This is a genomic window from Mucilaginibacter flavidus (genome assembly GCF_024055575.1).
Classification (GTDB): Bacteria; Bacteroidota; Bacteroidia; order Sphingobacteriales; family Sphingobacteriaceae; genus Mucilaginibacter; species Mucilaginibacter flavidus.
In genome coordinates, this window is record NZ_JAMXOE010000020.1 from 23,621 (window position 1) to 46,209 (window position 22,589).

Below are 22,589 nucleotides of genomic sequence, written 5' to 3' on the forward strand. Positions count from 1 at the left end.
ATCTGCCGCAATACCGTACGGGTTCAGGAAACCTGTTCCTATAGTAATGGTGCTGCCACCACCCGCAGGAATTTACCTTATTTGTTTATTGCCCGAGTCGGTTACGTAAACGTTGCCTGCCCCATCGGTTGTTACGCCAAACGGAACGCTAAACACGCCTCCTACGGGCACCCAACTGCCGCCACCATGCGGGAATTTTTTCACCGCGTTGTCCTCCAAATCGGCAACGTAAATATTCCCGGCAGGGTCAACTGCTACGCCATAGGGGCTAAGCAACTCGCCGCTTGTCCCTAAAACAATAATTGGGCCGCCGGCTGCCGGAATTTCCTTTACCTTATGATCGCCAAGGTCCGACAAATAGACATTGCGGGCAGCATCAACAGCCACGCTATAAGGATTTGTAATGCCCGAACCTATCACTACCGGGCTGCCACCGCCCGCCGGTATTTTTTGGATGCCTGTTGCGCCATCGGCAACATATACGTTACCCGCCGCGTCAACGGCTACGCCGTTCGGCTGGGCGAACGTACCTATAACAACGGGAGAGCCGCCATCCACAGGTATCTTTTTAACCTGCCCGTTGTTTAAGTCGGCCACGTATATATTACCTGCCGGGTCGGCCGCAACGCCGGCCGGATTGCTAAGGCCCGAACCAAGGCTCGCCATATTGTTACTGTATCCGGGTGCCGCAACCACTCCGGTAGTTACAGGAACAAGTGGTGTTATTTTAATACCTGTTGAGTAGATTTGAGGGCTGTTGTAGCTAATGGATAACGCCGGTGGCGATGATGGATTAACCTTTATATTAACTATAGCAGCAGCACTGCCGGTACTGTTATAAGCAGTAACTGTATAATTTGCCATAGGGCTTTCTGCTGATGGCGTACCGCTAAAAATTCCCGTAGTGCCATCAAAATTTAAGCCTGCCGGTAAAGACGAACTGATGAAATAGCCGCCAACAGGTTTCATTTCTTTAACTGCGTTGTTGCCGGTTGCTGCAACAAATACGTTGCCTGCGCCGTCGAGCGCCAGGCCATAAGGACTTGTAAATCCCGTCCCCAGGCTAACTGGTGCGCCGCCGCCCGCCGGCATCCGTTTTATTGCGTTATGGCCATAGTCGGCAATGTAAATATTGCCTGCAGCATCTACGGCCACTCCTTCGGCATTACTAAAGCCCGAACCAATACTTACCGGGGCGCCGCCACCGTTTGCCGGGATCTTCTGTATGGTGGCACTTCCGTTTGCAACGTACACATTACCTGCTGCATCAACCGCCAGGCCGAATGCCACGCTAACTGTGGCTAAAGTAACCTGTTTGCCGCCTTTCTTTATTTTTAAAATGGCTCCGTTATCGGCCACATAAACATTCCCCGCCGGGTCGGTCGCCACACCATGCGAGCTAATTAACCCAGCGCCTACGCTTACCTGACTGCCCCCAGCGGCAGGAATCATCTTTAAACCGTTGCCGCCGTCGGCCACATATATATTTCCGGCAGCGTCAACAGCTACCCCGTAAGGCCCCTCATAACCCGAACCTAAGGTAACCGTTGCACCTCCACCCGCCGACATTTTTTTCACCAGGTGATGGCCAAAGTCGGCCACGTATATATTCCCGGTAGCATCAAGCGCTACCCCGTAAGGAGAATTGAAACCCGACCCTAAAGTTAGGCGGGTGCCGCTATATAGCAATCCGGCTACGCCGGTGCTTGTGGGCGATAACGGAGAGATGACAGCGCCTGCCGTATAGGTTTGCGGGCTGTTATAGCTAATGGTTGGCACCTGGGCAAATAATTTAAAAGGAACTATAACTGCAAAAAATAACGAGGCCAGCAAAATAATTCGCTTTAATTGCAACGTGAGGGGTAAGGGGCAGGCTTTTCGCATATACTTTGTTTTCAAATAATACTTTATAAAGGCGGACACCTTGTTTTTTTATAAGCATACTATAATCTACGCTGCAATCCCATCCATTTTTTAAGCCGCTGTTAAAGCCGAGCGGATAAAGGCATATTCTTCTCTAAAAATCGGTAAAAAGCTATATTTTTAAATAACCACGAAGGTTTGCTGCCGGTTAAAAACAATTAAATAGCAGAAGATCAGATAATAAATGTAAATTAAAATATTTAATAAATCAAAAATATTTAACATATACAGTTGGTTATCAATATCAAGCCATGCAAATCGGCTAATCATTACTATTATAATAAGATATACTTTAAATATCAAAGCTGGTAGTTAAACAGCAAAACATAGCATTCCGCTTGTTAAAAACTTATTGCCCGCTATACCTGCGTTCAACCTCCGCTTAACAAAAAAGCCGGGAACCAGGAAAAAAACATCCCCGTTCCCGGCTTAGTGGTCTGCATATTATTAACGTTTCAGCACAATAAACCCGGTTTTCGCTTGGTCTCTTTCCCATCCTTGTATTCCAGCGAATAAAAATAAGTGCCCGCTTGTTGCAGTTTACCATCGACGCTTGAGTGGCCGTCAAATACTTTAGCCTGGTTGTCGTAGCCGCTGGCCTCATAGACCAAAACTCCGCTGCGGTTTTATCTGTATTTTATTTTCAGGACCCACAAATTAACCGCCATTCCCCTATTTAAAAAAACACTTTTCAATTCTCATATTTATCCTTACATTTGCGGGCTAATTGTTGCTCATTGAAATCGCTAAGAAATTATTCGATTCCTTTTACCGGCCTTAAACTGGGGAAGCACCAGTTTGAATACGATGTTAATGACGCCTTTTTAAATGAGTTTGAATACTCGCTGGTTAAAAAAGCTGACTTAAAGTGTCGCGTTGAACTGGAAAAGCAGGAGACAATGTTAATACTAACGTTTGACATTGCCGGTACAATTGATGCAAACTGCGACAGGTGCCTGGCGCAATATCCGCAACAGGTGGATATACACGAACAGGCTATTGCGAAGTTTAGCGAAGAGGCGGTTGATGAAGATGAAGAGATTATCACCCTTACTAAAAACGATCACGAGATCAATATAGCAGGGCTGATTTATGAATATATAAACGTTGCATTGCCGTTTATAACTGTTTGCGATAACGAGGGTAATACACCCTATTGTGATAAAGAAATGCTGGACAAGCTGAATAAGCTTACCGCAAATAACGAACAAAATGAGCAGGCCGACCCGCGGTGGGACGCGCTCAAAAATATTAAATAATATAAATACCAGGTTTTATGCCACATCCAAAACGCAAAATATCCAAATCGAGGAGAGATAAACGCAGAACGCATGACAATGCAGTTGCGCCAACTTTAACTACCTGCAAAACTACAGGTGCCGTACATTTGCCACACAGAGCTTATACTGTTGACGGTAACGTTTACTACAACGGTAAATTACTGATTGAGAAAGCAGCAGTAGCTTAAGTTTTAATTTTCTGAAATGAAGATTGGCTTAGATATTATGGGCGGTGATTTCGCTCCCAAAGCAACCGTTTTAGGGGCAATTGAAGCGTATAAAGTTTTATCAGCTAATCAGAAACTGGTGCTTATAGGTGACAAGGAACAAGCCTTAAGCATTCTTCACGAAAATAATTTCAGCCCCGACAATTTCGACTTTGTACATACTACAGAGGTAATTGGCATGGGCGAGCATCCCACCAAAGCCGTTGTTCAAAAGCCAAATTCAAGCATATCGCTGGGGTTTAAGTTGCTTAAAGAGGGCGGTATCGATGCATTTTCGTCCGCCGGTAATAGCGGTGCTATGCTGGTGGGCGCTATGTTTAGCGTTAAAGCAATTCCGGGCGTATTACGCCCTGCCATAACAAGCGTTATGCCTAAACTTGAAGAAGGTTTGGGCATTTTGGTTGATGTAGGCGCCAACGCCGATTGCAAGCCTGAATACCTTTTTCAGTTTGGTGTTTTCGGCAGTTTGTTTGCACAATATGTTTACAACATTTCCAACCCGCGTGTTGCCCTGGTAAATATTGGCGAGGAAGAGGAAAAAGGTAACCTGCTTTGCCAGGCAGCTTACCCGTTGATGAAGGAGAGCACACAATTTAATTTTGTGGGCAACGCCGAAGGCCGCGATATGTTCAGCGATCTGGCGGATGTATTTGTTTGCGATGGTTTTACCGGCAATGTGATGTTAAAGTTTGCCGAATCATTCTACGTGATATCGCGCAAGAAAAAAATTAAAGACGATTTTTTTGATAAGTTCAATTACGAGCAATATGGCGGCAGCCCCATTTTAGGGGTTAACGCTCCGGTTGTGGTTGGCCACGGCATATCAAACGCCGAGGCGATTAAGAATATGGTAGTGCTGTGTAGAGACATGGTTGAAAGTGGCCTCACAGAAAAAATAAAACTGGCTTTCCAGTAAAAAAAATTAGAATGGCTAAAATTCATGCTGCCATTACGGCTGTGAATGGTTATGTACCCGACTACGTACTAACTAACCACGAGCTGGAAACAATGGTAGATACCAACGACGAGTGGATAACCACCCGCACGGGTATTAAAGAACGAAGGATATTAAAGGGAGAAGGGTTAGGCACATCAGACATGGCAGTTCCGGCTGTTAATGGTCTGCTTGAAAAGCGCGGCATCACAGCCGACGAAATTGACCTGATCATATTCTGCACATCTACTCCCGATCGGGTTTTCCCGGCTACAGCAAATATACTGGCGGATAAAATTGGCGCAAAAAACGCATGGGGCTACGACCTGCAGGCTACCTGCTCAGGGTTCCTGTTCGGCCTTGCTACCGGCTCACAATTTATTGAAAGCGGCAAGCATAAAAAAGTTTTAGTTGTTGGCGGCGACAAAATGTCGTCGATGATTGATTACCGGGACCGTGCAACCTGCATTATTTTTGGCGATGGCTGCGGTGCCGCATTACTGGAACCGAATACCGAAGGAAACGGTATTATCGATTCTGTATTGAAAAGCGATGGATCGGGTGTTCCTTTCCTGCACCAAAAAGCAGGCGGCTCGATGAGGCCAACCACACATGAGACTGTTGACAATCGCGAACACTATTTATACCAGGAAGGGCAGTCTGTTTTTAAATTTGCTGTCACCAATATGGCCGAGGTTGCTGCCGAGGTTATGGAACGCAACAATCTTACATCCGATGATATTGCCTGGCTGGTACCACACCAAGCCAACAAACGTATAATTGACGCAACAGCTGTGCGTACCGGCGTTAGCCCCGATAAGGTGGTTATAAACATTGAACGCTATGGCAACACAACAAACGGAACTTTGCCCTTATGTTTGTGGGAGTGGGAAAACAAATTCAAAAAAGGTGATAACATTATTTTGGCAGCCTTTGGCGGCGGTTTTACCTGGGGCGCGCTTTATTTAAAATGGGCATATTGATTTGCAGATTTTAATGTGCGAACGGGAAACGAAAAAAATTTATACTTTTAGTCCCTTGTATTTTAAAGTTTGCGCATTGGCATAATTTGTACTTTACAGTAAAAAAATAAAAATGAGTAAAATTCATGCAGCTATTACTGCTGTAAACGGTTACGTACCTGAATATGTATTAACCAACCATGAACTTGAAACCATGGTAGATACTAATGATGAGTGGATAACCACCCGTACAGGTATCAAAGAACGCAGAATATTAAAAGGCGAAGGACTTGGCACTTCGGATATGGCGGTGCCTGCTGTTGAGGGCCTGTTAAAAAAACGCGGAATTGGTGCAGACGAACTTGATTTAATTATTTTTTGCACCACCACCCCTGATCGTGTTTTTCCGGCTACGGCCAATATACTTGCCGATAAAATCGGCGCAAAAAATGCATGGGGATGGGATTTGCAGGCGGCCTGTTCAGGCTTTTTATTCGGCCTTGCAACCGGCTCCCAGTTTATTGAAAGCGGGAAACACAAAAAAGTTTTAGTTGTTGGCGGCGATAAAATGTCGTCGATCACCAATTATAAAGACCGCGCAACCTGTATTATTTTTGGCGATGGCTGCGGCGCAGTCTTGCTTGAACCAAATGATGAAGGTAATGGCATTATTGATACTATAACACGTAGCGACGGCTCTGGCGTAGCCTACCTGCATCAAAAAGCTGGTGGCTCTGTGAGGCCGGCAACCCACGAAACTGTTGATGCCCTGGAGCATTTTGCCTACCAGGAAGGCCAGGCAGTGTTTAAATTTGCCGTAACAAAAATGGCCGATGTTGCCGCCGAAGTTATGGAACGCAATAACCTCAGCAGTGACGACATTGCATGGCTGGTACCGCACCAGGCCAACAAACGCATTATTGATGCTACAGCCAACCGTACCGGTGTTACCGCCGATAAGGTAATCGTAAACATTGAGAAATATGGCAACACCACTAATGGCACTATACCTTTATGCCTTTGGGAGTGGGAAAACAAATTTAAAAAAGGCGACAACCTTATTTTAGCAGCCTTTGGCGGTGGCTTTACATGGGGCTCGATATATTTGAAATGGGCTTATTAATGTGTGAATGTGATGCTGCGAAAATCATAAATTGATTGTCATCCGCACACTAAAAATCCACACATTTGCACATCAATTTCGAACATTATCAAATATGTTTTGTTTATTTGCTTACAACTGACTGTTAACCCTAATTAAGAAAATCCGCACATCTGCACATTTAAAATTCGCACATCAATTATGCATATTTGGAGTTTGCACATCTGCACATTAACATATAACTTTATCAAAACCAATTAACCCCCGGGCATGGATATTAAACAAATTCAGGATCTTATACGCTTTGTCTCTAAATCAGGAGTAAACGAAGTTTCAATAGAGCAGGAAAATTTTAAAATCACAATTAAAACCAACACTGCTGCTACAATTGTGAACGCAACCGTACCTGACGCAAGCTTTGGCCATGTGCACCAGGCCGCACCTGCCGCTGCTCTTCCGGCTGCTGCACCTGCACCCGCCGCTGCTCCGGTAGCCGATACATCGCATTACATAACCGTAAAATCGCCAATGATTGGCACTTTTTACCGCTCGGCAAGTCCGGATAAACCATTGTTTGTAAACGTGGGCGACGAGATAAAGCCAGGTGGTGTGCTTTGCATTATCGAGGCAATGAAATTATTTAACGAAATTGAATCGGAAGTTTCGGGCCGTATCGTAAAAATACTGGTTGATAACGCATCGCCGGTTGAATACGACCAGCCGTTATTTTTGGTTGAACCGATGTAAACTCAATTTGAAGATAAGTTAATTTGAAGATTTGAAAATGACCTTTTCATCTTCAAATTTTCAAATCGCCAAATTTTCAAATCAAAAACATGTTTAAAAAAATATTAATAGCTAACCGGGGAGAAATTGCCTTGCGAATTATTCGCACCTGTAAAGAAATGGGCATAAAAACCGTAGCTGTATATTCAACTGCCGACCGCGACAGCCTTCACGTGCGTTTTGCTGATGAAGCTGTTTGTATAGGCCCCCCTCCCAGTCGCGACTCATATTTAAATATTCCGAACCTGATATCGGCAGCCGAGCTTACCAATGCTGATGCCATACATCCTGGTTATGGATTTTTATCAGAAAACGCAAAGTTCTCATCTATATGTGCCGAATACGGCATCAAATTTATTGGCGCTACCGCTGCGCAAATAAATGCCATGGGCGACAAAGCCTCAGCTAAAGAAACCATGAAAAAAGCCGGCGTACCTTGTATCCCAGGTTCTGAAGGTTTGTTAGCCAGTGTACAGGAAGGCATCAGCATAGCAAAAAAAATAGGTTACCCTGTTATATTAAAAGCTACTGCCGGTGGTGGTGGCCGTGGTATGCGCATCGTATGGAAGGACGAAGAGTTTGAAAACGCCTGGGACAGCGCACGCGCCGAATCAGGAGCAGCCTTCGGTAACGATGGTATGTACCTCGAAAAATATGTACAGGACCCGCGCCACATCGAAATACAGGTAGTAGGCGATCAATACGGCAAAGTTTGCCATTTGAGCGAACGCGATTGCTCGATACAGCGCCGTCACCAAAAACTGGTTGAGGAATCTCCGTCGCCATTTATGACTGAGAAACTGCGTAAAAAAATGGGCGAGGCCGCTATAAAAGGCGCCAAGGCCGTTAAATATGAAGGCGCCGGGACAGTAGAATTTTTGGTTGATAAAGACCGCAACTTCTACTTTATGGAAATGAACACCCGTATACAGGTGGAGCACCCGGTTACCGAAGAAGTTATCAATTTCGACCTGATAAAAGAGCAGATTAAAGTTGCCGCGGGTATTCCAATATCGGGCAAAAACTACGAGCCAATATTGCATGCAATTGAGTGCCGTATTAATGCTGAGGACCCTTTCAATAACTTCCGCCCATCACCAGGCAGGATCACTAACTTCCATTCGCCGGGCGGCCATGGGGTACGTATAGACACACATGTTTATGCCGGCTATGTTATCCCACCGAATTACGACTCAATGATTGCAAAGGTAATTTGCGTGGCGCAAACCCGCGAAGAAGCTTTAGCTACCATGGAGCGTGCGTTAAGCGAATTTGTGATTGAAGGTGTAAAAACAACCATCCCTTTCCATTTAAAACTTTTAAAAGACCCTAACTTCCGTGCGGGTAATTTTACTACCAAGTTTATGGAAACCTTCGAATATTCGGAATAATCAAAACCGTGTATTACATTTGACGCAGATACCCCATCCCGGCAAGTAGCCGGGCTTTTATATATAAAAATGGCCAGATTTGGTAGTAAGTTGATCCAGGCGATCAAGGATAAAGGAAACAAATTAGAGGGCGAAATGTCCTTCTTCGAGCATTTGGAAGCGTTAAGGTGGCACCTTATCCGCGCCTCGCTGGCTGTAGTTGCATTTGCTATTGCAGCATATGCCTACTACGATGAAATTTTCAAGTATGTAATAATGGCCCCTACGCGTACTGATTTTTGGGCGTACCGTATGATGTGCGATATGGGCGAGTTGTTTCAACGATTAATTCCGGCATGGTTTAGCGCTAAAGATTTTTGCGTTGATAGTATCCACGTAACGCTTATTAACACCGAAATGGCGGGGCAATTTACGTTGAAGATTAATTCATCATTAATGATAGGCCTGGTATTAGGTATCCCCTATTTTTTTTGGGAACTGTGGCGGTTTATTAAGCCAGCTCTTCACGAAAAAGAGCGGAAGGCCGCCAGTGGCTTCGTAATGTACGCGTCTTTATTGTTCCTTTTAGGGGTAATGTTCGGTTATTTTATAATCACACCGTTATCTATCCGATTTTTAGCAGGCTTTATTGTTAGTCCTGACATTAAAAACTATTTCGATGTAGATTCTTATTTATCTTCTGTATCTACGTTAACGCTGGCAACCGGTGTAGTTTTTCAGTTGCCCATTTTGGTTTATATTGTGGCAAGTCTCGGCTTTTTGACACCCAAGCTGATGCGAAGCAGCCGCCGTTATGCTATTGTTATTATATTGATAATTGCGGCAATAGTAACGCCAACGCCCGATGCGTTAACCATGACTGTAGTTGCGGTACCTTTATTCATTTTATTTGAATTGAGTATTGTGGTAGCCGGCATTGTTGAAAAAAGACGTATGGCAAAGGAATTGGCGGCATAAGTTAATCCAAGCTTCAAAAACAAGCGAAGTAGTCTATAAAATTTAAGCTAAATGGCGACTAATGATAAGTTAGTTGCCATTTGCATTTTACCCGCTTTATCATGGCCGCCGGGACACATTGAATGATTTAACAATTCGATTTGTCCCCATATTACAGATACACTCAATTTTTATGTTAATTTGCATTACAATATGCCCGCCGAGAAACTGCCTTTTTCAAAACAGATTGCTTACGCCTGCGGAATGATAGGCTGGAGTATCATGACTAATATTATTATCGTGATGCTGCCCTACTTTTACCTGCCACCTTCAAACTCGGGGTTGATGCCGTTTGTGCCGCAATTGCTTTTTTTTGGTGTGCTTAATATCCTTTCGGTAATTTTAGCATCCGGCAGGTTGGTTGATGCGTTGTTCGACCCGTTTATTGCGTCGTTGAGCGATAAGAGTACTCACAAAAAAGGGCGCCGCATCCCTTTTATGAAATGGGCGATATTGCCGGCAATTATTTTTTGCGGCTTAACTTTTTGCCCTATAGTAAAAGGCGAAAGCACCAGCAACGCAGTATGGCTAACCTTTACGCTCATCTTCTTTTTTATGAGTGTAACTACCTACATTATACCATATAACGCCCTGCTGCCTGAGTTAACCAGCACGGCAGCCGAAAAGGTTAAGTTATCTTCATTTCAGCAGGTAGGCTTTGTGATAGGGATAATAATTGGCGCCCTGGTAAATAACTTTGCCGATTTGGTGCAAAGCGGTTTTCACATTACCAACCGCGACACCGCCGTGCAATATACCATTTGGGCGCTTTGCGTTTTTGCAGGGGCGATAATGTTGGTGCCGATATTTGCTATAGACGAGAAACGATATTCAGAAAGCAAACCGTCGCACTTGCCTATTATCCAGGCTGTTCGTAAAACGTTCAGCCAGCGTAATTTTAAATACTATCTCATTTCAGATTTCTCGTTTTACATGGCGCTTAGTATCATATCAAGCGGGCTGCTTTTTTTTATTACTGTGCTGCTGCACCTTCCCGAATCAATGGGCGGATTGCTAATGGGTATAATGGTGATGGTTTCGTTGTTGTTTTATCCGCTGATAAACTACCTTTCGAAAAAAAAAGGGAAAAAGCCGATCGTGCTGTTCTCCTTCGCCCTGCTTAGCTTGATATTTGCCATGATATTTTTTTTAGGGAAAATACCACTGCCTCCGAAAGTACAAGTATACTCGCTGGTAATTTGCGCCTCGTTCCCGCTTGCATCACTGGGCATCTTACCAAACGCCATCCTGGCCGAAATTGCTGAAAAGGATTCCGCCGAAACCGGCGAGAACCGAGAAGGGATGTTTTTTGCCGTAAAATATTTGTTTGTAAAACTTGGCCAAACGCTGGGCATTGCGCTGTTTGCCTTCCTCACCGTTTATGGCAAAGACCCCGGTCATGACTTCGGCCTCCGCCTCAATGGAATTTGCGGGTTTGCCCTGTGCCTGATAGCATTCTTGTTTTTTACCCGCTTCAGGGAGAAGAAACCGCGTTTTAAAAAAGCTGGCAGTAGGCAGTAATCAGTTCACAGTTCAGAAATCCCGCTGCAAACTGCAAACCGGTAACTGTAAACTATTTAACGCCCTACATTATTCGGCCTTGAGTAAACCAAATGCATTACGTTGATATTGCGCATGGCAAAGGCTGCTTCGCAGTAGCATAGGTAATAATTCCATTTGCGGATGAACGTATCGTCAAATCCCAGTGTTTTTACTTTCGAAAGATTGGCGTTGAATGAATCGTACCAAAGTTTCAGGGTTTTTGCGTAGTCAAGCCCGATATCTTTCAAATCAACCATCGTCAAATCTCCGGTTCGGTTTATTGAACTGTTAATAGCGCCGACAGAAGGAAGTAACGAGCCAGGGAAAATATGTTTCTGAATCCAGTCGACACCTTTTTTTAAGCTTTCGTATCTCGAATCGGGCGAAGTTATTACTTGTATAGCGAGAATGCCATTCTTTTTTAGCAGTTCGTGGCATTTTTTAAAGTAAACATCCATAAACTTATGGCCCACGGCTTCCAGCATCTCCACAGATACTATCTTGTCAAAAACACCTTCCATCAGCCTGTAGTCCTGCAAAAGGATTTTCACCCTATCGCCGAGGCCTTCGGCTTCCACGCGCTCAACGGCCAGCTTGTGCTGCTCTTCTGATATAGTTAAGGACGTCACCCTGCAGCCGTAGGTCTTGGCCATATAAATTGCGTTGCCGCCCCAGCCGCTACCAATCTCCAGCACATGGTCGGTAGCCCTTAAATGCAATTGGCGGCACAATCGCTCGTATTTGGCCAGTTGCGCTTCCTGCAGGCTTAAGCCATCGCGGTAAAAGTATGCGGCGGAGTAAGTCATGGTCGGATCCAGGAAGCTGGCGAAAAAATCGTTATTTAAATCGTAGTGCTCAGAGATGTTTTTACGCGAGCCCTCAATGGTATTGGCGCGCTTGAAGTGCGACAGCTTATTGTATGCTTTTAACAGGTTAAGCGATAAGGCTTGAATTTTACTACCCGATATGCCCGGGGCGTTTTCGATATTCAGCAGCACCCATTTTATCACATTTGTGATATTATCGGTATCCCAAAGACCATCAACATAAGCCTCGCCAAAACCAATATCGCCAAACAAAATAATGCGTTTATAAAACTCATTGCTGTTTACAACGATGCTTGCGGCTATGCTGCCTTCGCCATTGCCAATAGTAATTTGTTCTCCATCCGTTAAGGTGAGGTACAGGTTACCTTTCTCCATTTTACCAAGGATCTTTAAAACCAAATCCTGGTAAAAAGTGCTTTTTTTAACGAGTGTAATTGTGTTGGCCATAGTTCAAGTATCTCCAAATTTCAGCGATTGTAATATTTACGTAAACTAACCGGATAAAAGTTTTATCAAGATAACAAATTTCAATTAATTGTATGGCCTATAAACTTCTTTTTGTAGTTCAGGGTCATCCTCTTTTTTGTGAAAAGGTATTTTCTTTAACCACAGCTTTAATGCCTGCCAGTGAATAAGACTAATAACTTTTAAGGTGATTAGCGGGAAACTGAAAAAATAAAGCAGTAACGTCGAATCTTTTAATTGTTTGCGTTCCCCAGTTAATGTGCTTATAAAAAACCGGTTGCCGGCTTTGTCATAATCGTCTATTTTTACTTGTAACCTTTCGCCGGGTATGTGAAGGTCGAAATCAAAATTGGTATCCATATCAATAAACGGCGATACATAGAAATACTTTTCCGTGTTTAGTTTAAACCGGTCATCCTGCATCGTATCCCCACCCAAAAAATAAGGTTTCATCTCCAGGAACGTATTGCAAACCTCGACAATTGAGCATACCGGTTGCTCTTGCTCATCGTAACAAAAATAAAACGACACCGGGTTAAACTGGTAGCCAAAGGTGCATAGGTTAGTAAGCACCATAATCCGGCCTTTGCCAATGTCAATGTCGTTTGCAAGCAGGTAGTCTGTGATATGTTGCTTTATATTTTTTGATGTATCGGGTTTTTCGCGGGGCAACTGCAGGTGGTCCCTGTCCCTGAAATTAAAGAGGTTGAACCGGTTACGGCTCATAAATTTCAGTTGTTTGTGCAGGGTGTCAATTTCATCCAAATCCAGGTAGAACATGAACACATCGTAATGAAACCGGTGTACCTTGGGGGCTAAACGGTTATGCATTACGCGCGCTTTATACAGGCAGGAATTCATAATGGTAAGTTACGAAAAATTGTATGGTTAGGATGTGCGTGTGGCTTAGAAACTGTGCCATTGTTTTTGAGTGCAGGCCTGCGACCTGCCTTGACGGATGCCGCCCCGTTGGGGCTGGATGGTCTGCCTCTGTTACGAGGTCGGGGTGCCTATTATTTTTTAAGTACCGGCACTTTAAATTAAAGAATATCTTAGAAGCCAAAACGGGGCGAAATTCACCAGCGCAGGTCGCAGGCATGTGCTAAAAGCCGTCCTATTTATCATCATCACTATCCGGATCCGCAACAGGTTTTTTAACTCCTACAGCAGCCAGTACCGGCTTACCAATTACTTTGTAACTGCCTTCGCCTTTAAGTATCTGGGCAATCATCTCTTTATCCTGCATAACCTTTACAGCCTGGCCAAGCTCTTTGTCGTACTTAAAATTGGTTTCATACCGGCCTTTTTCGTAGTAATAGCGACCGGCTATTTCGTTTTCAAGTACTTGCTTTATCTCTTCTTTGTGCAATTGCAGGTCATTCTTTTTGCTGGCAGCCATCTTAGCTTTCAGGGCATCGTATTCGGCTTGTATTTCGCCAAACTGCTTTTCTTTGGTGGCCTCTGTTTTTAAGCTGGAAAGCATTTTTTCAGATGCCGTGTTGTAGCTGTAATTTTTGCCATCTAAAAACTTCACGAAGTCGGCATAGTCGGCATCGCTGAGTGAAAACTTTTTGCTGGGTTCAATTGTGGGATGCGTATTACGGTAGTTATTTGCAAAATCAAACACAAATAGTTTACCTACCAGCGCCTGGGTAATATTTGCAAAGCGATCCTGTTTAACAAACACATCGGGGTAAATACCGCTGCCATCATAAACAGAACGGCCATTTTTTGTTTTAAACTCGTGGATTAACGAATCGGCTACTTTTACTACGCTGCCATCATCTTTACGGTGGGTGTAATCTATTTCCTGTATACAACGGCCCGATGGCACATAATATTTGGCAATAGTAATTTTTACGAGGCTATTATAGGGCAGGTTAAACGTTTGCTGCACCAGCCCTTTACCATAGCTGCGCTGACCGATGATAATGGCACGGTCCAAATCCTGTAATGAGCCAGCAACAATTTCAGATGCCGAAGCCGAGTGATTATTTACCAATACAACCAATGGCAGGTTTGGCTCCATTGGCGCACTCATGGTGTTATAGGTAAAATTCTTCTCTTTTATTTTCCCCTTTTGCGATACTACTTCAACATCTTTCGGCACAAAAAGGTTAACAATCTTAACTGCCTCCTGCAAAATGCCGCCACCGTTCGAACGCAGGTCGAGTATAATACCGTTAGGGTTGTTCCTTTTGATAGCGGCAAGTGCATTGGTAACTTCGTCGGCCGAGTTTTCTAAAAACTTGTCCAGTTTTATATACCCCATATTACCGTCGACCATGCCAGAATAGGACACATTTGGTTGTTTAATTTCATCGCGCACCAGGTTCTTTTCAACAGGGTTTGCATCGGTTCCACGCTTAACCAGTAACTTAATATTGGCGCCCTTTGCACCTTTAAGCAGCAGGCTCACCTGGTCGTTATTCTTGCCCTCAAGCGCTATGTCGTTTATTTTTAGCAACTGGTCTCCGGGGCGGATATCGGCCTTAGCAGCCGGAAAGCCCGAAAACACGTCAGACACGTACACCTTGCTGTTGCGCAAAAAAATGCCGGCGCCTATGCCGCCATATTGTGTACTAACATAGTGTAGCTTATAGTCTTCAATTTCGTTTTCGGGTACAAACTCGGTATAGGGGTCCAAACCATCGAGCATGGCGTCGACACCGGTCTTTATCATTTTTGATGAATTGATATCATCAACGTAGTTAATATTAACTTCTTTGTATACCGATGCAAACACATCCAGGTTTTTTGACAGCTGGAAAAGGTCGTCCTTAAAGCTAAATGTTGTTATAGCCAGCACCAAAACGGCACCTATCCAAAGTTGCCTTTTATATTTATTCACTGTCACTTTACCCTTGTTCATCCCCTAAATTATTTAAAATATAAAACTACAAAAAACTATAATAGTTTGTACGGTACCCGCTGTTTTACAAACGGTTATTGTCGATATTAACTAACGCTTTCTTCAGGGTAAATAGTACATAGTTCCTGTCGCGGTTAACCAATTGCATTATTTTAGCTATCAGGCTTTCTTCCTGTCCTTCGGTATATTGCAATTGCTCATCACTAAGGTGATTATACTTACGCTGAATTTTTATTTTCACCCGTTCCCACTCTTTATTGCTTATGCTGATTTCGGCCATATAAAATTTATTTTCAACAAAAATATGAAAATAGAACGTGCTTATTAGTAATTTTTTGGCAAGGCTATTGTTAAGGCAATGTAATTAATTATTGAATTAAGCGTTTGGTACATTAATTATGAAAAACAATGGCGCCGTGCAACATTACCCCTGTCGGCCGCCGATCAATTAAACTAAAAAAAGTACTATGAAAAAGATTCTATTAAGTGCAGCAATACTGGTAGCGGCATGCATCAGTGCAAAAGCACAATTTTCGTTAGGTATTAAAGCCGGTGCAAATTTTTCTAAAATTAACACCGACAATTTAAGCTCATCAACCCGCACAGGTTACCAGGCCGGTATTTTTACCCGCTTTGGCAGTGCACTGTATTTACAGCCCGAGTTGTACCTTAGCGGCACCGGTGGTGAGTTCCACTCGAGCGATAACAGCGTAAGCGGCAATGCCCACTTTACCAATCTGAACGTTCCGGTGTTGATAGGCCACTCGTTTGGTGAGAAAAATCTCAACTTCAGGATTATGGCCGGCCCGGTTTACACGTCGATACTAAGTAAAAACCTTTCGCAAAGCCTAAGTAATGCTTATGCCGACTTTGGCCATTACAAAAGCAGTACGCTGGGTTTCCAGGCAGGTGCAGGTGTTGACATAGGCGCTATTACTGCCGACGTGCGTTACGAAGGCGGACTGACTAAAATTAATTCTGATTTTGGGCAGCGCCAAAACCTGTTTGCAGTGAGTGTAGGGTTTAAAATACTGTAATTGGGTTGTATAGATTTTAAGAGAGTTGTAGAGGCTTTTTTAATATAGCTCCACTCCGCAGCTTTATAGTCTATAAATAATCAAAAGCCTCACTATTACAGTGGGGCTTTTGATTATAAACCGCTTACGTGGTGCCTGCTCTCAAAAAGTATTAAAAATTAATTTTAATTGGCGGTTACATTCAGTCTTCGGTGATTTACAAAGAGGTGTTAAAACAAACTATTAACGCTTAAAAATCACTGAAATGAAAAAATTTATTACAAGCACCATGCTAATAATGGCATGCGCATTGGCGAGCTGCCAAAAAGAACAAGGGTTAAAACCAGCATCGACCGGTGGTTCAACGCTAGGTGGCAGCGGCTCAAAATCAACCAAAGTTACTGTAACGCCGCCGGTAACCACCGCTCCGGCTACCGACACGGTAACTTCAAAACTGCCAATAGGTTCATTAATAACCACCGGCACCTGGAAAGTAACGTCGTATTTTGAAGGCACACAAAACGCTACCGACAAGTTTGCAACCTACACTTTTACTTTTGATGCATCGGGTAAAATTACTGCAAACCAAAGCGGCAAAATTCTTACCGGAACATGGTTATATCAAAATGCTGTTTTCTATTACGGCGTACCCATTTATGGCTCGAGCCCCGATGGCTTTGTTATAAACCTTGGCGCAGTAAAACCATTAAGCCTGCTCAGCAAAAACCTGTTCATCAGCAAAAAAACCACCACTGATTTTTACCTTAGTAGTGTAAATCCTGCTGAAAACGCGCATGTTAGGTTTAGCAAAATTGCAAATTAATAACACCTCAGCATAAAAAAGGGCTGGTTCATTGTTTGAACCGGCCCTTTTTTATGTGTCAAAATAACAAATAAAAACCTTATATATAAGCAAAGCCCCTGATGGGCAGGGGCCTTTGCTAACCAATTATAAACCTAAATTATGAGAAGAGCTGTAGGAGAAGGAGTCGAACCTTCACGAAGTGGTTATTCTTATTGCTAAGAGTTTCCCAAAACCTTCGCCACCGCGACAAGGAGGTGTGTCTGCCAAAAATTTCACCATCCTACAGGGTTGTAATTCTAAGTCAATAGTTCGTGGTATGTAGTCTAAAACTGACAAAAGACTTAACTTTGCACTACCGACTTAGAAAAAGCTGTTGGGGAAGGAATCGAACCTTCACAGAGTGGTTGGTCAGCCTAAACTGATTTCCCATATTCTCCGCCACCGGGACAAGGAGGTGTGTCTGCCAAAAATTTCACCACCCAACAATGTTTTTACTTTAAAGAACGCTAAGCAAATGTCAATTGCTTATTACAAATCTAACAGACCAATCACTTTGTTGCAAATATTTCAATAGAATATTTGTATTTTTATCAGATTTTAATTATTCTTGTATTATAATAAAGAATTCCAAAAATATGTCCCACAGAAAAGCCCAAAATTTAGAAATTGATAATCTCGATATCCAGATTTTATCGATATTGATGAAGAATGCGACCACTCCATACACGGAAATCGCTAAAGAATTGATTGTTTCCGGCGGAACCATACACGTGAGGATGAAAAAGTTGGAGGAGATGGGTGTAATAAAAGGGGCCAGTTTAGAGGTAGATCCGCAGAAATTGGGGTATGACATAACCGCTTTTTTGGGTATTTTCCTGGAGAAAGGCTCGCAATACAACGAGGCCGTTAAGCAGTTAAAAACCGTAAAGGAGATTGTAGAACTGCATTACACTACCGGCGCATGGAGCATTTTCGCCAAAATTGTATGCCATGATACCACTCATTTGCGCGAAGTTTTAAACGAGCAGATACAAGGTGTTAAAGGCATACAACGCACCGAGACATTTATATCATTAGAAGAAAGCATTAAAAGACAGATTACTTTGGAGTAACCTCTACTTTACACGATACATTTGTAGATACGCCCCGGCTCATCAGGGCGTATCTACGTGCACAAATATCTACCCGCCGCCAAATTGATCAATCGACAATAAACTTTCTTCGGCAATTAACCCGCTTTTGCAAAAGCCAAGCAGGTGCGGGCCATCCAACTGACCGTAAAGTTCCTGGAGGTTACGGTCGCTGCCAAACTTGCGTAGTACCAGCGCATCCTCACCAATACTGCTTACCACCGCCCCGTACTTTTGCACCAACGACCAAAACGACGCGCTAAAAATCTGTTTCGATAGCCGGAAAAATCCCACCTTCTCCAATCCCATTTCGCCGGGTTGATAGGCGCTGGCACGATAAACCTCAACTATTTTTTCAATCTTTTGCAACAAGATGCCCAGCCGGGCTTCGGGTACGCAGGCTTCAATGGTAATTAAAACAACATCGCTAATATCAGTTCTCGATACGTTCAGGCTATTCACCTCGTAGTTTAATTTGTTAAACAGGACGAGCACCTGGCCCAGTAAGCCTTTTTTGTCTTCGGAATAGATGGCAATGATGCAATGCCCGGCGGTTGTTGGTTGTTTTTTCATGATTTAAAAAATTGATCAAAAAAAAAGCCCTCCGTTTTCGGAGGGCTTACTATGTATGTTTTAAAATTTACAAATACAATCAGCTAACCCTCCAATGGCCGGTAATGACAATAATAAGCACCAACAAAGACAACTGCAGCAGGGCTGGCAGTTGAAGGTTAATTGTGCTTATTTTTTTACCTGTACTCATGGTGGTTAATGCGGGCAAGATACGATATTATCTAAACTTATCCTTCAGCGCAGCTAATTTTATAGCAATATCGCTCTCCGGCTGCGGCTCCGGCTTTTTGTTATACGTTGGTTTTTGAAAATTACGCTGCTGATTAGCCGGTTCGCGGCGCTCGTTTGGTGCCGGTTTGGGGCTGTTTTCTTTCATTGAAAGTGATATCCGCTTACGGTTAACATCTACTTCGGTAACGGTTACCTCAACCTTTTGCTGCACTTTAAGCACCTCGTTGGCATCTTTTATAAAGCGATTGGTTATCTGGCTTAGGTGGACCAAGCCATCCTGGTGAACGCCGATATCCACAAAAGCACCGAAGTTGGTTATATTGGTAACAATGCCAGGCAGCTTCATGCCTACCTTCAAATCGTTAATGGAGTTTACGCCATCGGTAAAGCTGAAGGCTTCAAACTGCTCACGCGGGTCGCGGCCGGGTTTGGCAAGTTCAGCCATAATATCATTGAGAGTTGGCAAGCCGGCATCAGGTGTTATATATTTTTGCAAAGGGATGCTTTTGCGCAGTTTGTCGTCGCTCATTAAATCTTTTACCGAGCATTTTAAATCTTTTGCCATTTGCTCAACCAGGCCGTACCTTTCGGGGTGCACTCCACTGGTATCTAAAGGATCCTTAGCATCGCGGATGCGTAAAAAGCCTGCCGCCTGTTCAAACGCTTTATCGCCAAGGCGTGGCACCTTTTTTAATTCGCTGCGGTGTTTAAACGCGCCGTTTTCATCGCGGTAGCTTACAATATTTTGCGCCAACTGTGGTCCAAGACCAGATACATAGGCTAATATTTGTTTCGAAGCGGTGTTCAGTTCAACACCAACTGCATTTACGCAGCTCATCACGGTATCGTCCAGCGACGTTTGCAGTTTGGTTTGGTCAACATCGTGCTGGTATTGGCCAACACCTATTGATTTTGGATCGATCTTCACCAGTTCGGCCAGCGGGTCCATTAGGCGGCGACCGATTGACACAGCGCCTCTAACAGTAACGTCCTTATCCGGGAACTCTTCACGTGCCACGTCCGATGCGGAATAGATTGACGCGCCGCTTTCATTCACCATCACGATGGCTGCACCGGGCAGATTTAAATTGCGCACAAAAACTTCCGTTTCGCGACCGGCCGTACCGTTGCCAATGGCAATGGCTTCAATGTTATATTTTTTGAATAAGAATTCCGTTGTTTTCTCCGCCTCTTTTGCCTGACCGGCGCCGGTATGCGGGAATATGGCGGTGTATTCCAGCAACTTTCCCTGCTCGTCCAAACAAACCACTTTGCAGCCGGTACGGAAACCAGGGTCGATAGCCATGGTGCGTTTTTGGCCAAGTGGGGCACTCAGTAACAATTGGCGCGCATTCTCGGCAAATACGCGGATAGCTTCTTCGTCGGCTGCCTTTTTGGTGAACAGGCGCACCTCCGTTTCCATGGATGGTTTTAGCAGGCGCTTGTAGCCGTCGGCAATGGCTTGCTTTACCTGGTCGGCGCTGGGGTTATTGCCGATGACGAAGGAATCTTCCAGCAGGGCCACAGCTTCTTCTTCAACCGGCTTAATATCGAGCCATAAAATCTCTTCCTTTTCGCCGCGGCGCATGGCCAGTATACGGTGTGATGGCGCAGTTTTTACCGGTTCCGTCCAGTCGAAATAGTCTTTATATTTTATTCCTTCCTGTTCTTTTCCCTCAATAACTTTGGATTGGAAGGTTCCCTTTTCAATAAACAAACTGCGCATGCGGGTACGAACTTCGGCCTGTTCGCTGATGAACTCGGCGATGATATCCCTTGCACCGGCAAGTGCTTCCTCAAAGCTCTTTACACCTTTCTCTTCGTCGATATATTTGGCGGCTTCGGTTTCCGGGTCGATGCGTTTTTGCTCCATCAGCAGGTCGGCAAGGGGTTGCAGGCCTTTCTCGCGGGCGGTGGTGGCGCGGGTTTTGCGTTTTGGGCGGTAAGGCAGGTAAATATCTTCCAGCGATACCATGGTTTCGGCTTCGTTTACCTGCTTTTCCAGTTCGGGTGTAAGCTTGCCCATATCCGTAAGCGATTTAAGGATTGCTTCGCGGCGTTTATCCAAATCGCGTAGTTGCTGCATGCGGTCGCGGATGGCGGCTACCTCTACTTCGTCCAGCTCGCCGGTAACTTCCTTGCGGTAACGCGAAATAAACGGAACGGTGGCGCCTTCATCAAGCAAGGCACTGGTGGCGCTAACTTGTTTTTCGGCGATGGAAAGCTCGGCGGCAATTTTTTTATAGTGGATACTCATAATCAAATTTGGATTGCGAAGTTGAGCAGAATTGAGGGGATTTTCAAGGGGAGGTTTTCAACAAGTGGCGGCACTGTGCTTTTATATTGATACGGTTCTGCCTGAAATTATTCCGCCGCCGCAACTACTGCTTTCCAAAATGCGAAATGATGTTTGTACTAATACTTTATTAAACATCTCGTCTGTTTCCCTATTCAGGGTGCTTAAGTGCAGGTTGCCATATTGGCATATATTGGCTATAATATTGAATCCCTCATCACTAAAATAAGGATAAAATAAAACGCCATTGCATCTTACCAGCCAAAACAGGTGTTTTAGAAAAACGGGTAAATCCACATTGCTTATTTGGATGGCACCATTAAAACTTTTGCTGATTTTGTTTTCGGCAAGATAGTTCAGACCTCTTATTACAGGGCTGTAATCATGATTTCGGAATAACCATGGAGTACTAGCGTCCCCAAGAAAGGCCAGATAACTATACCCTAAGGCACAAGTAAGATTAGTAATGGCCATCGAAAGATTATTACAAAGCCCGACGGTTGAATTAGATTCAATATATAAAATGTAGGAATTGTATGTTTCAGGAAATGTGTCCTTATTTTTGTAATTATTAGATTGTGGATATTCAGGGTTTTGTTGAAGAAATTTCTTTCGGGCTATTTTTTTAAGCATACCCGCAATTTAAATAAAACACTCGATTTAATTATAAATCTCAAATGAATAACCAGGCCAATAGCGATACATTAAATCCCATCCTATCAGAAAAACCATCGGCCCCGAAAGCTATATTATGGGTAAGTATATTGATGATTATGCTGTTCCTGTACCAGCTGTATTCGCAATTTGGGTTGTTGAAGTATATGCTTACTTACGATGCAGCTCAATGGAATTTTGCGATGGTAATGTACTTTTTCCGTCCGTTGATAGTAATGCCGGTTGCCGCGATTTTATTTGTCCTGCGCGAAAAATACGGTTGGGTTTTGTTGTCAGGCTATTTAATTTATCTGGCCTTTAACACCATGGCCCTGCTTTATTTTGCTTTGAAACACCCCTTTGAGCCCGGCGGACGGATTTCACAACCGCTGCCTTCAGCGCCTGGTTCGTTATTTGGCTGGGCCATTTTTAATGCCGGCTGCCTGTATTTTATGTTTAAAAAAGATGTACGGGAGATTTATAATATCAACCCGAAAAGTATAGTGATAGCCGCTGGTTTTGGAGTGCTTTTAACGTTATCATCGATGGTTGGATAATATCCGCCGCATCAAAACAC

The 22,589-nt window shown here is 43.9% G+C and carries 21 protein-coding genes, 1 tRNA gene and 1 pseudogene; 13 read left to right on the forward strand and 10 right to left on the reverse strand.

Annotated features, from left to right (window positions below):
• Window positions 1-72: 72 nt before the first annotated feature.
• Window positions 73-1,884 carry an SBBP repeat-containing protein gene (locus NAF19_RS22975; protein WP_252792693.1) on the reverse strand — a complete coding sequence of 604 codons (1,812 nt, stop codon included), beginning with the start codon at window positions 1,882-1,884 and terminating at the stop codon, window positions 73-75.
• A 494-nt stretch (window positions 1,885-2,378) separates the two neighbouring features.
• A pseudogene (locus NAF19_RS22980) lies at window positions 2,379-2,537 on the reverse strand (T9SS type B sorting domain-containing protein); the annotation flags it as partial.
• Window positions 2,538-2,660: 123 nt separating this feature from the next.
• On the opposite strand from NAF19_RS22980, the gene NAF19_RS22985 reads away from it, so the two are divergent.
• From NAF19_RS22985 to NAF19_RS23025, 9 genes are all read left to right on the forward strand, one after another.
• Complete coding sequence (locus NAF19_RS22985; RefSeq protein WP_252792695.1) at window positions 2,661-3,182, forward strand: YceD family protein; 522 nt, start codon at window positions 2,661-2,663, stop codon at window positions 3,180-3,182.
• 17 nt (window positions 3,183-3,199) lie between these two features.
• Window positions 3,200-3,391 (forward strand): 50S ribosomal protein L32, encoded by a 192-nt coding sequence (rpmF, locus tag NAF19_RS22990; RefSeq protein ID WP_073407314.1) that lies wholly within the window; start codon window positions 3,200-3,202, stop codon window positions 3,389-3,391.
• Window positions 3,392-3,407: 16 nt separating this feature from the next.
• Window positions 3,408-4,346 (forward strand): phosphate acyltransferase PlsX, encoded by a 939-nt coding sequence (plsX, locus tag NAF19_RS22995; RefSeq protein WP_252792696.1) that lies wholly within the window; start codon window positions 3,408-3,410, stop codon window positions 4,344-4,346.
• A gap of 11 nt (window positions 4,347-4,357) precedes the next feature.
• Window positions 4,358-5,347 (forward strand): beta-ketoacyl-ACP synthase III, encoded by a 990-nt coding sequence (locus NAF19_RS23000; RefSeq protein WP_252792697.1) that lies wholly within the window; start codon window positions 4,358-4,360, stop codon window positions 5,345-5,347.
• A 112-nt stretch (window positions 5,348-5,459) separates the two neighbouring features.
• On the forward strand, window positions 5,460-6,449 hold the full coding sequence (locus NAF19_RS23005; protein ID WP_252792698.1) for a beta-ketoacyl-ACP synthase III: 990 nt from the start codon (window positions 5,460-5,462) through the stop codon (window positions 6,447-6,449).
• Window positions 6,450-6,698: 249 nt separating this feature from the next.
• Window positions 6,699-7,175, forward strand: coding sequence for an acetyl-CoA carboxylase biotin carboxyl carrier protein (gene accB / locus NAF19_RS23010; RefSeq protein ID WP_252792699.1), 477 nt, complete (start codon window positions 6,699-6,701; stop codon window positions 7,173-7,175).
• A gap of 89 nt (window positions 7,176-7,264) precedes the next feature.
• On the forward strand, window positions 7,265-8,605 hold the full coding sequence (gene accC / locus NAF19_RS23015; protein ID WP_252792700.1) for an acetyl-CoA carboxylase biotin carboxylase subunit: 1,341 nt from the start codon (window positions 7,265-7,267) through the stop codon (window positions 8,603-8,605).
• A 69-nt stretch (window positions 8,606-8,674) separates the two neighbouring features.
• Window positions 8,675-9,562, forward strand: a complete 888-nt coding sequence (gene tatC, locus NAF19_RS23020; RefSeq protein WP_252792701.1) for a twin-arginine translocase subunit TatC — start codon at window positions 8,675-8,677, stop codon at window positions 9,560-9,562.
• Window positions 9,563-9,754: 192 nt separating this feature from the next.
• A complete protein-coding gene (locus NAF19_RS23025) occupies window positions 9,755-11,122 on the forward strand; it encodes an MFS transporter (RefSeq protein ID WP_252792702.1) in 1,368 nt (455 codons plus the stop codon).
• 56 nt (window positions 11,123-11,178) lie between these two features.
• On the opposite strand, the gene NAF19_RS23030 is transcribed toward NAF19_RS23025, so the two are convergent.
• The 4 genes from NAF19_RS23030 to NAF19_RS23045 all read right to left on the reverse strand — a co-directional run bounded on the left by NAF19_RS23030 (window position 11,179) and on the right by NAF19_RS23045 (window position 15,587).
• On the reverse strand, window positions 11,179-12,417 hold the full coding sequence (locus NAF19_RS23030) for an SAM-dependent methyltransferase (protein ID WP_252792703.1): 1,239 nt from the start codon (window positions 12,415-12,417) through the stop codon (window positions 11,179-11,181).
• Window positions 12,418-12,501: 84 nt separating this feature from the next.
• Window positions 12,502-13,296 carry a DUF1365 domain-containing protein gene (locus NAF19_RS23035; protein WP_252792704.1) on the reverse strand — a complete coding sequence of 265 codons (795 nt, stop codon included), beginning with the start codon at window positions 13,294-13,296 and terminating at the stop codon, window positions 12,502-12,504.
• A 253-nt stretch (window positions 13,297-13,549) separates the two neighbouring features.
• Window positions 13,550-15,307: a S41 family peptidase gene (locus NAF19_RS23040; RefSeq protein ID WP_252792705.1), complete on the reverse strand. Its 1,758-nt coding sequence runs from the start codon at window positions 15,305-15,307 to the stop codon at window positions 13,550-13,552.
• Window positions 15,308-15,371: 64 nt separating this feature from the next.
• Window positions 15,372-15,587, reverse strand: a complete 216-nt coding sequence (locus NAF19_RS23045; protein WP_252792706.1) for a hypothetical protein — start codon at window positions 15,585-15,587, stop codon at window positions 15,372-15,374.
• 187 nt (window positions 15,588-15,774) lie between these two features.
• On the opposite strand from NAF19_RS23045, the gene NAF19_RS23050 reads away from it, so the two are divergent.
• Together NAF19_RS23050 and NAF19_RS23055 are read left to right on the forward strand one after the other, a co-directional pair.
• Window positions 15,775-16,344, forward strand: a complete 570-nt coding sequence (locus tag NAF19_RS23050) for a porin family protein (RefSeq protein WP_252792707.1) — start codon at window positions 15,775-15,777, stop codon at window positions 16,342-16,344.
• Between the two features lie 244 nt (window positions 16,345-16,588).
• Complete coding sequence (locus NAF19_RS23055; protein WP_252792708.1) at window positions 16,589-17,146, forward strand: hypothetical protein; 558 nt, start codon at window positions 16,589-16,591, stop codon at window positions 17,144-17,146.
• Window positions 17,147-17,498: 352 nt separating this feature from the next.
• Here the strand turns inward: NAF19_RS23055 and NAF19_RS23060 are convergent.
• Window positions 17,499-17,613: transfer RNA gene (locus NAF19_RS23060), tRNA-Asp, on the reverse strand.
• 150 nt (window positions 17,614-17,763) lie between these two features.
• Between NAF19_RS23060 and NAF19_RS23065 the strand changes: the two genes are divergently transcribed.
• Window positions 17,764-18,240 carry an Lrp/AsnC ligand binding domain-containing protein gene (locus NAF19_RS23065; protein ID WP_252792709.1) on the forward strand — a complete coding sequence of 159 codons (477 nt, stop codon included), beginning with the start codon at window positions 17,764-17,766 and terminating at the stop codon, window positions 18,238-18,240.
• Between the two features lie 69 nt (window positions 18,241-18,309).
• On the opposite strand, the gene NAF19_RS23070 is transcribed toward NAF19_RS23065, so the two are convergent.
• From NAF19_RS23070 to NAF19_RS23080, 3 genes are all read right to left on the reverse strand, one after another.
• Complete coding sequence (locus tag NAF19_RS23070) at window positions 18,310-18,831, reverse strand: ACT domain-containing protein (protein WP_252792710.1); 522 nt, start codon at window positions 18,829-18,831, stop codon at window positions 18,310-18,312.
• A 217-nt stretch (window positions 18,832-19,048) separates the two neighbouring features.
• Entirely contained in the window at window positions 19,049-21,319 is a 2,271-nt protein-coding gene (locus tag NAF19_RS23075; protein ID WP_252792711.1) for a Tex family protein, read from the reverse strand.
• A gap of 81 nt (window positions 21,320-21,400) precedes the next feature.
• Window positions 21,401-21,991 carry a hypothetical protein gene (locus NAF19_RS23080; RefSeq protein WP_252792712.1) on the reverse strand — a complete coding sequence of 197 codons (591 nt, stop codon included), beginning with the start codon at window positions 21,989-21,991 and terminating at the stop codon, window positions 21,401-21,403.
• 44 nt (window positions 21,992-22,035) lie between these two features.
• Here NAF19_RS23080 and NAF19_RS23085 point away from each other — a divergent pair, with 44 nt between their 5' ends.
• Window positions 22,036-22,569 (forward strand): hypothetical protein, encoded by a 534-nt coding sequence (locus NAF19_RS23085; RefSeq protein ID WP_252792713.1) that lies wholly within the window; start codon window positions 22,036-22,038, stop codon window positions 22,567-22,569.
• Window positions 22,570-22,589: the final 20 nt, after the last annotated feature.